The sequence below is a fragment of the Bartonella sp. AU18XJBT genome (assembly GCF_028618595.1).
Classification (GTDB): domain Bacteria; phylum Pseudomonadota; class Alphaproteobacteria; order Rhizobiales; family Rhizobiaceae; genus Bartonella.
In genome coordinates this window covers 1-10,097 of the sequence record NZ_JAQITE010000043.1, presented here as the reverse complement: position 1 = coordinate 10,097, position 10,097 = coordinate 1, and the positions used below count along the sequence as shown (strand labels likewise).

Here is a 10,097-nt window from a genome sequence, read left to right as displayed (position 1 = left end):
TTTATCCACAGCCCATGAGAGAGATTAGATCAGCAAAATAGTGAAATTTGCTGTTTATTTGATATGTTAATTGACCTGTTAATCAAGACAAATGCACCATGGGCTTTAAAATATCAGAATAAGTATTTTGATAGGTTTTATGAATTATTTTATAGAGAGGTTTTGAAGGTATAAAAATCGTCAACCCTCCCTCAAAACGTATATTATTAGTTGAATTTATAGGTTGTAATGTCGATATAGGTTGTTTTTTAAAGATCTGTAAAATCTTAACACATTGAAATATAATGTTTTTATTTTTGACTAAAAAATATATATAAAGGGGGGTAAAAAGAACCCTCAAAATCCTCAAAACTCATAACCACAATAGTCTTGATAGCATTTCTTATGATTATAAACCGTTTCTTTTGAAGGGCTTTAAAAGATCACATGTTTTTTTAAGACGTGTTTTAATCACTCACTAAATGATCACTTTTGTCGATTCAATGTACTGACACAAACTGACAAATATATATTTACAGTTGTATTTATTTGTTATGGTTGTTTTAATAAGTTGTATTTTGAAAAATAGACAAAACTTAACTTATTGAAATATAATGATTTTAATTTTCTCTCATTTAAAAAAAATGATATAGGTTCTAAAAAGAACTGACAAGACTGACAAAACTCTTCTGATAAGGTCACTCAGATCATTTTCTTCTGGAAAAAAGTTCCTTGATGAGAATGCCATAAAAAGAGTTTTGCGTGGTTGTCTTAAAGACTTCAAAAGAGATTTCTTTATTGTTTTATGCTGTTGTTTTTAACCAAAGAATGCTAGATTATCATTATAAATCAATAAGATTGTATCTTTAATAAGAAATAAAAGTTTGTATTTTGGCGTCGAATAAAACCTCTTTTAAAAGTAATTTCACCGCAAGTAGTATTTCACAAAATTACAATTAAAACAGAAAAATAATTGAAAAATTTTTCTTCTGAGAAGCTGATTTACGCAACAACTATTCTTTATTTCAGCCCAAAAAAACCTTTTTAAAATTACTTGATAAAGCAGAGCATTGCATATTTCTTATTGCGATTGAAGTGAAATCGCCATTGAAATCAGGAATAATACTTTTTGAATGAACTTACTAGTTAAAATGGAAATTAGCTGAGCACAAGAGTTTTTCGATTTATACCGGTATAGGCCAATTTGTTTCCCAAACTGAATATTGCATAATACAGTTAACTTGACTTTACAATTATAAAGTTGTAAATAAAAATGTCTTGAATATAAATAAGGTACATAATAACAATATGAGGGGGATATTATGTCATATAAAAAACCGCAGGTGATTGGCACTGTGAATAGTGCAACTTTAACTTGTTATAAACCATTGGTGCGAGATAGAAAAAAATAAAAAAGCAGGATAAGGGTGCAGCAGCGCCCTTATCCATTGTATTATTAAGAAACAATTTAGGAGGGGAAATGTTTCGTATTAATCTCGACGAGAATAGCATAACTAGATTAAATGATTTTCAGACTATTGTGCTTAATGATTCAGCTATAATTTTAATTGATTCAGTTTTTTACAGAATCAGAAAATTGAAACTGTTGCGGCAAAGCTTAATGTAGAGACAGAGATTTTAGCATCAGATTTTTCAATCTTGTTAAGAGAACTAGAAAAGAATGGTTTTCTTTTAAAGAAGGAAAACTTGATTAGTGCGTCAGATTCGATTTTTGATCTTAAAAAATTATGGGTACCTGTAACACCTATTATACATATTATCCAGAATTGCAATAGCCCTTGTATCACGTGCGATTGCTGGAAGATTAAGGAAAAAAATTGGCATACTCCAGAAAGTTTAATACCCTTATTTAGAATGTTGAAAGAAAAAGGAGCTACCTCAGTGATGCTTTCTGGGGGAGAACCTTTAATGCATCCGAAGCTTAAAGATATTTTATTAACGTTGAATGAACTAGGTCTGCCTGTTGAATTAAATACTAATGGCATCTTATTGCATAAAAATTTATGGATTTCACAGTATGACATAAAAGAAATTGTTATTTCTATGGATTCGACTAGTGTCCAAGGATATTATGATATACGGGGGGCGAATAAATTTGATCGCGTGTGGAAAAACATTGAAACCGTTAAAAATCTTCAACCTCTGCAAAGTATAGGAATAAGAGCGACAGTTACCAAAGAGATTCTAGAAAATATTATTAATTTTATCGATTTTTGTATAAGCAAAGATGTCGATTATATCGGATTCAGCCCGCTCGATACGTCGTCATTTAGTTTTTCTAGAAAAAATAATACAAAGGATCGATCTAAGGCTTTAAGAAACAAAACTCTTCCACCAAACGCTTCACTTTTTCATTTGAGAGATGAATTATCAAGGAAAGAATCCCCCCTCCAGGTTTATATAGATAAAAAGTTTCAAGAAAAGAAAATCTCATGGACGTCACAAAATTTTGTAAATTGTATTAATTATTACTTAGGCGAAAATTCTACGTACGTTTCGTCGCCGTTAATGTGTTTATTTCCATTTTCATCCTTGGTATTGGACTATAATGGAGATTTAAAAAATTGCTTTTATTCAGAAGCTTTTGGGAATCTACAAAATTATGAGGCAATAGATTGGTCTGCTCAAAGCGTTTTAAAATCTTTGAAAGAATCTGGCGCATGTAGCGGATGTCGTGGGAAGGTATTTTGTGGATAAGGTTAAGCAATTTAAGATTTATAGTGTTAGCAAGTCTACTGCTCTAGTGGTTGCTGTTTTACCACTTTTTTTGTCAGAAAAATTGCATTTGTCGCAAGCGGATATTGTTTTAATCGGTAGTTATTTTTTATTGCTTCCTTTGATCTTAGAAGTCCCCTTGGGTTTATTATCAGATGTTTATGGAAGTAAACGCGTTATTTATACTGGGCTGTTTTTCTTTCTTTGCGGTTTTTTAGCTCTTTTTATGAATTATGCATATTTTGCTTACGCCACTTATTTGTTGTGTATTACATTAGCAGCCGCTTGTTTCTCAGGTGCGGAAGATAGTTTACTCTTTTCTGTAGTACCAAAGCATCGCACACTGTTTTCCGTTAAGTCCGAAGTGGCTGCTGTTACCTATAGTGTGACAACGGTACTTATTTTTTTAGGGGGAATACTTTATTATGTGCATCCTGCATTGCCTGTGATTTTTCAAGTCCTTTCATTAATTTTTGCTATTTTTATGTTTTCAAAACTGACGAAGGGATTAGATAGTTTTCATATCAACGCTCATCCGAGTATTTTCACAGTTATGTGCGCCAGCCGTAAAGAAGTCAAAAATCCTTATCGCTTCACTCTTATTTTTTTAAGTGCAGTTTCAGCTTTTGCTATTTTGGTTAATAATCGAACTGTTTCTATCGCATTTTCCGATTTTTTGCCATTTCAACCTGCTATTTTGGTTTCGATTATTTTTATCATTGGGAATTTTTTTTCAGCAAGTTCCAATATATTGTTTCAGAAGTATTTTTCAAAGTTTCAAAATCCTATTTTTCCCGTCTTAATGATTGGTTGTATGGTAACCATTGCTTTTTTTCTCATGTCATTTCAAATCATTGCGGCTCTTATATTAGGATTTTTGCTGCTATGTGTTTTTAAATCCGCTTATCGATCTTATCTGTCGTCTCTTCTTATAAATTCACTGATTGATCCCAAAGCTATCGCGACTGTTTTATCATTTACAGCTATTATTACAGCTGTTGTATCCTTTGCATTCAGTTTTTTATACGGTCATGTTTTTTCAACATTCTGGCAAGCTAATTTGTGGTTGGCAGTGATTATGGCTGTGATTTTTGGGGTGTCTGCTTTAATTATTTTTGTCAGAAAACAAGAAATTATTTGGTTACAGCCTGAAAATGCACAATCGTCAAAACAACATTTCTTGAAACGCAAGCATCAAGAGTTTTGCTATGGGCAAATTTATCCGGAAGCATCGTGCATTAATGAAAACATCAAGGATGGCTCTTTTCGACAAAGTCTCTATCCTGCACCAAATTTGATAACACTTTGCGATGAAGTAGTCGAATGGGAGTTTATCCGAGGGACTGTATTGAGCCAAATGGATTTGCTACATCAAAAGACGATTATTGATCAAATCAATAAGATCTTTCAAGATCGATTAAGCAAGAATATAATCTTATCACATGGAGATTTACATCCTGATAATATCATTGTTACTCCTGATAGTTCTTTTATGGTAGTGGATTGGGATTTATGTCAAGAAGCCAGTCCGGAATTGGATATTTTAACATTTTTCACCAGTCCAAGATTATCTCTCAATTTAGAAGAACGGATAGACTATATTTCTCATTTACTGTCTATATCAAAGGATGAAGCTTTACCAATGATAAAAGCGTTTGTGGCTAAAAAAATTTCTGATCTTTGTCTATACCAAAATATTTTCATGAAACAATTAGTATTGGATTATATGAACTTGAATAAGAAATTTCATGGGCGATAATATTGTAATTTGTAATAAAAATTGCAGTGCGGGGTGCAATCATTGTCCATATTCGATGGAATGTATGGTGAGAGATGACACGTTGCCTGAATCTTTATATACAATAAATGACATAAAATCTGATTTTATTATTCTTTCTGGTGGAGAGCCTTTTGAGCTCGATTATGATTTACTTCATAAATATACTTGTATGTGTCTCATTTGTAAAAAATATTTTCGGATTGCAACAGGGGGCACATCTATATTCAACCATATTTGAAGCTATTAAAGAGTAATCCGTTCTTTTTAGGGATACAAATAGGCACAGATGTTATTTCAGAGATAAGAAATCTAGACAGTAAAAAATATAAACAAAAGTGGGTGCGTAACATAGAATGTATGAAAAAATATAGCGTACCATATAGTGTGACGATTACTTTATCGGAGAGATTCGATTTGGCAGAAGTGTTAGCTCTAATATGTATCGCTACTCCCGAGTTCATTTTAGTTAATTGTGAAAATGGAAAAAAATACGAGAATACATTTCAGTTAAATATGATACAGGATTTTTTTTCTGGCTGTGAGATAAAATATGGATATACGCATCAGAGTTTACACCAATAAATATAAATTATCGGATTCTTTTCACAGTTCTTCTGGTGTGTTAGTTGAAAAAACAGAACTGATAATTTTATTTACTGTTCGGGATAAAGTTATTTCGCCCTTTGCTATGGAGTTGCCATTGTCACCTAGTCACGGAGAAATGCCGGACGATTTTATAAAATCTGTAAATGAAAGATCAATAAATAAAAGTAAACACTTTTCAAATTCTTTAAGCTATTTCTTTGGGTTGGAAGATTTTTTTAAAAAAGTTGAAATGGCTAAAATTATTAATTCTGGATTAATAAAATCTATTAAAACGATAGGAATAGGTGAAATTATTGATGATGAGATACGTAATTACGATTTGATAAAATTGAAATCATCGAATCAGTATTTGGATGATACAATTGCAATTGTTAATGAAAACAAAAATGTAAAATTTATTATTGATTTCAATGCAAGTATTAATTTTGAGCAGTGGAATTATTTTATTGATAGGATAGATAAGAATAATTTGTTTGGAATAGAACAGCCTATGAAATTTCCTTCAAAAATTCCAGATTTGGGTTTCTTAAATATCGCTGATGAGACATTCGTGAAATGTGGTTATGAAAAAATTCACGAATATGGCTATAATGCTTTTGTCTATAAGCCATTTGCAAGTAATATTAAAGAATTATATAAGTGTTTTGAGAATAAAAATAACTACGTTGGTATGGTTGGAAGTAATGTTTCTGGCCCTTTAGATTGTAGTTTTTGTAACATCATAAATCATTATATGCCTACCAAATTAGCAGGAAATCGTGCAAGTAATTTTGAAGCGCATCCGTTAAATAATAAAACTGAGGATTTAATGAGAATTCGAGAAAAAAAGATATATCTCTCTGATGAATTTTTTATTTATCTTGATAAATTTTGCCGAAAGGTATCGGATTTGTATTTTGATATGAATACATTAAAAGAAATTGCTACAAATATATAGTGTTTCCCACTCTGAAGCAGCGATGTTTCGTGAATAGATATAGGACATACCGATGGAAGAACGATATGGTGCTTGTCTCATGTATCGGAATCTCATATACTAAAAGTGTCAAAGATGGTGGCAAAATTGGCTTTGATTTTTTTAATATTAGCAGTAATTTAAGCGGCAACTTGCCTTTTTTATTCAAGATTTTTGATGAGAAAGAATTATAGGTATTTCAGCTTGATGTTTATTATAAAGCTGAGCTCAACCCCAATCAGAACAGTATAGCAGGTGGCCTTATTATCTTACTTAAAGGGAGCTAGCTAAGAAGCATACGCTTGTTATTATATCGAATGTTCTCAATTTGCATTCGATTAAACTTACAAATCAAGATGGCTTTTATTCTAATATCATCAATACCGAGCTTTATAGATTAAACATTCAAGTCCAATAGTTCGCAGAACAAATGAGCCATGCATCCAAAATGCCAATTACGAGTAATATAAATCCAGATGATATTGTAGCTGATATTCACGTAATACCATCAATACTCCCAAATAACTTCTATTATCGTAAGTTTTTCTTTTCTCTTGAGATAATCACCAATGTCATAAAAATATATTTTACCATGCTGTTGCATGTTTGGATTTTTTACAAAAATAGAAATTTCCATAGAGTAGCTCGAGATCCTAAACAAAAATATTAAAATATAATGTTTTTTATTATTTAAAAAATAACATAAACATTGGAATAACTCTCCAAAAGCAACAAAACTCTTTGTAAGAAGAACTCTGATCATTTTCTTTGAAAAAAGAGCAATGAAGAGAATATCACTAAAAAGAGCTTTGAGCGATTGGCTTGAAAAACTCTCAAAAGAGATTTCTCTATTGTGTGGTCCTATGATTTTTCACCAAGGTGGGCTATTCATAGCGTTTTGTAGGCCGACCGCCTTTTGGGTTTTGTCTTCATGAATTTCACGAAGATAGTCGCAACAGCATAAAAGCTCTAAAGTTTGTTGAATAATTCCTTTATCCTTTAAAAGTTTCCAATCACGCTTATAAACATCTCGTGCAGGTAAAACCATCTGGTAAATGATCACAAAGCTCTACAATGAGTTTTGCATGACTTAACAAATAGGGTGATCAACACAATGTCATAGTGAGTGAAGGCAAGCCTATTTCAAAACGCCCCCCCTTCGGTCAATTCAAAAATCAACGCAAGACTTACTATGGTTTTGGGTATTTTCAAAAGATGCGCTTGTAACTTTCAGAAAGGTTATTCTCTTTGGCTTCTTTAAAAATCTTTTGCATCCATTCACGAAAGATCTCTTGTGCTTCAGCAGAAAAGCGCATCACCAGCGGGTGTTCTGGTGAACCAAGGGGTTTATCATAAAGAGAATGAAACACCCCTTCATAAGTTTTCCATGCCTCTTGATTAGGAGGTCTATCAACCCATTTCCAATCTTTTGTCTCATCGGGAAAGACAAGCTTTGAAAGCGTTGTAAGAAACCATCATTGCCTTTGCCATATAAAACATTGCGTATAAAGGGCAGAATGCGAGAGGGTTGAATGCCTCCTATAATTGAAAGAGTTGCATTGGGAATAAAAATGGTTCCACGCCCGATACGGTCATAAGTAAATTGACCATCTCCATTAAAAGCTTCCAAATAAAAGGCACGGTCTGTTTGATATTCCTTGCGTTCCATATCTGTTAAGAAACCAGATAACTCATCACGCACCATTAAGAGACCACGAGGGTTTTCTTTTAACAATTCCCCAAGCTTTTCGACGGTCACATCATTGACAATAAACCGAGAGACATCATCATCATGTGTATTATCTTTAGAGAGGGTTTCATACAAAAGAGCACGGGCTGTTTCACACTCTCCTTTTTTGATCGCTTTATGAGCTTGTCTTTCCTTTTCTCGTTTGTCTAAAGTTTCAAATCTCTCTTCAATTTCTTGTCTCTCTTTCTGCTTTAACCAGTCTTTATACCATTTCTTTTGAAGGCAAGTGATAGGAGCTAAAGCGGCTTGCATGGTAGGTGTTTTCATGGTTGAAGGCTGTCCAATAAGAGCGCCCCAGAGATTAGGAACAATCTTCCAATCATCATGTTGTTTTGGAGCAATACGCACACCATTGCCAATGAGAGCAGCCAAGCCACACAAAGCAGCGACAGCCACAAAATCAAGAGGAGCTTGTTGACGCTCTGAAACGTCATAAACATAGCGGCTTAAAGTTAAAGGCATTTGCGCAGCATGAAAAGGCTCGACGGGTAAGAGAGTATATTCAAGTGGTTTTAATTCCCCCCAACCGTTTTGTTGCAAGGCGACTTCATAAGGAATGGCTTTTAAACAAGTATTTTCGTTTAAAGAGACATTATCGTTATCATTGACGGGGGTATTATTCTCTAAAATATTTTGATTATCTTTTGTCATATTACTTACCTTGAATAATAGAGAAAATCATTGAAATCTAAAGCGTTAGGGGCTTGCATGATAAAGACCTCAAAGCCTTGGTTATAAGCACGCTTTGCAAGGGTAAAACCTGCTTTACGACCCGCATCATCGCCGTCCATTGCAATTGTCAGACGTCCTTTTGTATGGGGTAAATTCACACGCATCATGCCACTGGTTGAAAGAGACGCCCATAAATCAACGGGCTCTGATAACAACCCAGACAGAAGAGACAGCCCCGTTTCAATGCCTTCACAAATAACCAGATGTTTTGGATTGGCTTGGCTTAAATGCACAGCACCGCCCATGACAGATCCCAACATGGCTTTTGCTGGTTTCTGATCTGTTTTGCAGCCATTGGCTTGTAAAAAGGTTCTATGAATAGCAAAGGAGCCAGCGCCCTTAACAAGAGCCACCAACGCGGGCAGTGTAATCCCTAAAGGGTGTGGACACTTGCTATGAAAGCGTAAATCCGTAGGCAAATCACATGTAATACCCCGCATACGTAAATAGGTTTCTGCTAAAGTATTTTTGATTGGTTGGCTTTGTTGCCAAATTGCTTTTGCTCTCTCTGTTTTCTGTTTTGCTCGTTTGAGATCAGCACAAAACTGTTTGGATAAAGAGAGCGTATGATCATAAGCTTTATCAAAAAAGGCTTGTTTTCCAAGCAAGCCAATTCTTCTGAGCGCTTGTATGATCTCTCTAAAAGAGCAGCCAGCATAACAAGTGAGTAAAAGACGCCCATCATGTCCATGAGAAAGGGATAAGCTAGGCAGCCTATCATCATGAGCAGGGCAATGGGCTGTTCCATAACGCCCATGCCAAACCCCACGCAAGGCACGTGTAAATACCCTGCGCATTCTTAAAAGAACACATCATTTTTTATCCTATGAATATTGCGTCATAGGACGGATTATGCTAACTCTAGGGTGATGAGTTTGAGAAAGCCTTGTCCGTCCTTACGTGACAAGGTTTTTTTTTACGCCGCGTCGTTATAACGTTGCTGTTTTGCTTGCTCAATAACATTCAAAAGATCTGATTGTAACCAACGGGATAAAAAACCAAATTTTAAAGGTTTTGGCAAAGAGCCATTGGTAACATGACGGCGGAATGTTGAGACACTCATATGAAGCAATTTTGCACTTTCACGGTCTGTCAAAAGAATATCATTTTCTGTCATACTAAAATCCTTTCATAATAAAAATATGAATCTTATTGAGAAAGAATGAGAGAGAAGAGAGCTAAAGTTATCCACAGATAATGGGGTTATTCACCCCATATCTTAAGATTGACCTGTGACATATGCCGCCCATTTATCCATATAGACACGGCGCTGTTCTAGATAGTCAGTACGACGATAGGCACGTTCTACTTTACCGCCGACCGTATGACTTAAAATGGTTTCAGCGATCTCATAGGAGGCATCGGTTGTCTCAGCGAGCCAATCACGTAAACTAGAACGAAAACCATGCGGGCAGGCTTCAAGTTTATTTTTTCTCATATACTTTGCCATACAACTATCAGCAAGGGGACTACGGCCTCTAGCAGAGAAAAAGAAATCATTGCGTGATAAAAGGCGTGCTTGTTTTAAAATGTCTAATGCTTCTGTTGATAAAGGCACG

6 protein-coding genes and 1 pseudogene are annotated in these 10,097 nt (G+C 34.4%); 3 read left to right on the top strand and 4 right to left on the bottom strand.

The features are described 5' to 3' along the window. The first annotated feature begins 1,686 nt into the window (after positions 1-1,686). From PVV60_RS08610 to PVV60_RS08600, 3 genes are all read left to right on the top strand, one after another. Entirely contained in the window at positions 1,687-2,697 is a 1,011-nt protein-coding gene (locus PVV60_RS08610) for a radical SAM protein (protein WP_273724300.1), read from the top strand. Further along, a complete protein-coding gene (locus PVV60_RS08605) occupies positions 2,690-4,474 on the top strand; it encodes an MFS transporter (protein ID WP_273724298.1) in 1,785 nt (594 codons plus the stop codon). Before PVV60_RS08610 ends, PVV60_RS08605 begins: the two co-directional genes overlap by 8 nt. Positions 4,475-5,045: 571 nt before the next feature. After that, entirely contained in the window at positions 5,046-6,038 is a 993-nt protein-coding gene (locus PVV60_RS08600) for a hypothetical protein (protein ID WP_273724296.1), read from the top strand. Between the two features lie 902 nt (positions 6,039-6,940). Here PVV60_RS08600 and PVV60_RS08595 read toward each other — a convergent pair. The 4 genes and pseudogenes from PVV60_RS08595 to PVV60_RS08580 form a co-directional block, all read right to left on the bottom strand. Next, a pseudogene (locus PVV60_RS08595) lies at positions 6,941-8,457 on the bottom strand (YfjI family protein). Between the two features lie 5 nt (positions 8,458-8,462). Next, a complete protein-coding gene (locus tag PVV60_RS08590) occupies positions 8,463-9,335 on the bottom strand; it encodes a toprim domain-containing protein (RefSeq protein WP_273724294.1) in 873 nt (290 codons plus the stop codon). A gap of 119 nt (positions 9,336-9,454) precedes the next feature. Continuing rightward, positions 9,455-9,655, bottom strand: a complete 201-nt coding sequence (locus PVV60_RS08585) for an AlpA family transcriptional regulator (RefSeq protein ID WP_015856172.1) — start codon at positions 9,653-9,655, stop codon at positions 9,455-9,457. Between the two features lie 102 nt (positions 9,656-9,757). After that, on the bottom strand, positions 9,758-10,097 hold a 340-nt coding region (locus PVV60_RS08580), incomplete at its 5' end, for a tyrosine-type recombinase/integrase (protein WP_404977305.1).